Source organism: Microbulbifer sp., from assembly GCF_036563125.1.
Taxonomy (GTDB): Bacteria; Pseudomonadota; Gammaproteobacteria; order Pseudomonadales; family Cellvibrionaceae; genus Microbulbifer.
Genome location: NZ_DATCMV010000002.1, coordinates 1 through 2433, shown reverse-complemented (window position 1 = coordinate 2433; position 2433 = coordinate 1). Strand labels below are relative to the sequence as shown.

At 56.6% G+C, this 2433-nt stretch carries 3 protein-coding genes; 1 reads left to right on the top strand and 2 read right to left on the bottom strand.

The genetic code is table 11. From position 1 onward, the window contains the following. Positions 1–164: 164 nt before the first annotated feature. Positions 165–1136: a questin oxidase family protein gene (locus VIL80_RS00035; protein WP_332034120.1), complete on the bottom strand. Its 972-nt coding sequence runs from the start codon at positions 1134–1136 to the stop codon at positions 165–167. Between the two features lie 32 nt (positions 1137–1168). After that, positions 1169–1996, bottom strand: a complete 828-nt coding sequence (locus VIL80_RS00030) for an MOSC domain-containing protein (protein ID WP_332034119.1) — start codon at positions 1994–1996, stop codon at positions 1169–1171. Between the two features lie 236 nt (positions 1997–2232). On the opposite strand from VIL80_RS00030, the gene VIL80_RS00025 reads away from it, so the two are divergent. After that, a partial coding sequence (locus tag VIL80_RS00025; RefSeq protein ID WP_332034118.1) for an SMP-30/gluconolactonase/LRE family protein occupies positions 2233–2433 on the top strand: 201 nt, incomplete at its 3' end.

The window sequence follows — 2433 nt, the reverse complement described above, 5'->3', positions numbered from 1 at the left end:
TAAAAGTGTGGAAGTGACTTCAAGTGCTGTCCAGGTGAGGAATCCTATTTATACCTCTTCTGTGTCAGCATCGAAACCCGTGGCTCATAGAATGACTGCTTTCTTGCGTTCGTATAAAAACATCAGTTAATTTACCCGTTCTTTAGTATTTTCGGATTCCGGGTTTATTGTGTGAAAACTTGCAAGTAATCACTGTCTCCATAATAGAGAAATTCTTCTAGTGCACTGTAAGCGAGCTTGATGACATGGTCGTCATCGCTGCGCAGTGCCCTATCTGTTATCTCTGCCTGTCGTTGCAAAATATCTTTTATCTCTTCTATTTCAATTCGCCGAATTGTTTTCGGACCGGTGCTCAGGTACGCAACTACCAGCCCCTGCCAGAAATAACGCAGTGCTGCCTCTTTGTCGTTGCAGTAGGGCAATATCAATCGCAATGCATGACAACCGGTGACACCGTGAAGCAGGGTGAAGTCCCTGGTACCCAGGTAGGCGTTGATCGCGACGGTGGCAATATTTTCCAGCGCAATCTGTTTGGGTTGGATTGGGGTTTCCATCCAGCCCGGCTGGCCGGTGACGGAGTGCATGTGGTCGGCGATATTGCCGGGGGCGAGGGATACTTCGGGATATTGCCTGGTCAGCCGCAGAATGATGTCGCTGGTGGAGGTCGAAATGGTTTCTGTGCTGCTGTTGAGTTCGTGGTAATCCAGGTTCCAGTAGGCGAGCCCCATGGCGATTTCTTCCAGGTGTCGGGCGTCTATACCGTAGGCGGTGCGGATAAGGCCGTGGAAGGCGGCGGTGGCGATGGCCGGGAGCAGGGCGGGGAGCTCTTGCTGCAAGCATTTGGCGATGCCGAGTTGTCTGAGCTGCTGTTCGTAGTAGTGCAGGGCACTTGGGAATCTGTCGTCGCGGTTGCGGCAGGAAGCGGGGTTATCTATTTCGTCGACTGGACTGCCGGGGCGGGGTTGGAGGTATGGGGTGCTGCGGTCGAAGGCATATTTGAGTTGCGCCGGCCCCGCCCCTAGTTTGTCCAGCGCAATCAGCACCATCGGAAGATGGTTGGCCAGGCGGTCGCCGTAGTGTACGTGGTAGCGGCTGCCGGCCTCCAGTAACTCTACGCAATCTCGGGTGACGCTCATGAAGTAGTCTCCCGTTCATTAATCAGCTTGTCTCAGCTGACGGCCACTTTGTCGTTCAAGTGTATGGTCGGTGGATTCTGGCCACAAAGTAACGCGGCGGTGGTTTCGGTAGGAGTGAGGTTCATGCCAAAGTAAATCTGTCCATCTTCCCAGCGGCGGTAGCTGGCCAGAGTGCGCAGTGGCTCTTTCTGCACGCGGCCGGTGAAGGGATGCAGTCCGGGGATAGCGCAGCGGGCACAGGGATGGGTGCAATCGAACACCAGCGGGCCGTCATAGGTGTGTATGGTGATCGTTTTCCAGTTGTCCTCCGCGAAGGGGAGGCTGCCGCTCACTACCAGGTTCGGGCGGAAGCGCAGCATGGACACGGGTTCGGTGAGGCGGCTGTTGAGGTCGTCCAGCGAGGCCTGGCCAATCACAAGCAATGGCGCGCCGTCGGCAAAGCCTACCTGGCGATCGGCGCGCGGGGCTTGCAGTGGGCGGGAGAATTCTTCGCCCATGGCAACCAGGCGCACCGGGGTTTGCAGCTGCTCGCTCAGCCAGTGCGCTGCGGCATCGCCGGCATCGCGGGCGGTAACGTCATCCTGCCATACGCGTACAGTTCTTAATTCCGCATCACTACCGGGCTGGTGAATTTCGATGCGCTCACCCTCAGCGTTTTCCAGTCGCAGTCCCTCTTTGGCAGCGGTAGCCTTGAGCTGCGCCATGGAGCGCAGTCGCCGCTGAGAGATGAACTGGTTATCCGCATCCACCAGCATCCAGCGACGGTCGTTGACGGCCCCGAATTTGTCCAGGGGCAGGGATTTACATTTGTGGCCCTGCATGGATTTGACCGGAAAATGGTAGAGCGCGGAAATTTTCACCACTGGCTCCTGAGCGCATGACGGGAGATGGCAAGGGTATAGGTAAGCGAGGAAACAAAAAAGACCTGCGGGAAATATCGACTGCTGGTGGTATTGGTGGCGACTGTGGTGATGGTGGTACTCTTTAGATCGGCGCCAGGTTGCGCAGTTGGCCGTGAGTTATCTGCGGAGGCATGTTAATTGCTTCGCAAAGCCCGACCGAAAATCGAAGCGACGTGACAATCAAAGAGGCTCTTATGCTGGAAGTGCAGCGCATAGATGCGATCGAAGTGGGCAACACCCTGGGTGAGGGCGTGTTGTGGAACCACAAGGAGCAGAGCGTTTGGTGGACGGACATTCAGGAGTGCAAGCTCTACCGCCTCAGCTGGCCTGGGCGCGTACTCGAGGTGTTCGACACCCCGGAACGGCTCTGCGCGTTTGCCTTCACCGATCGCGAC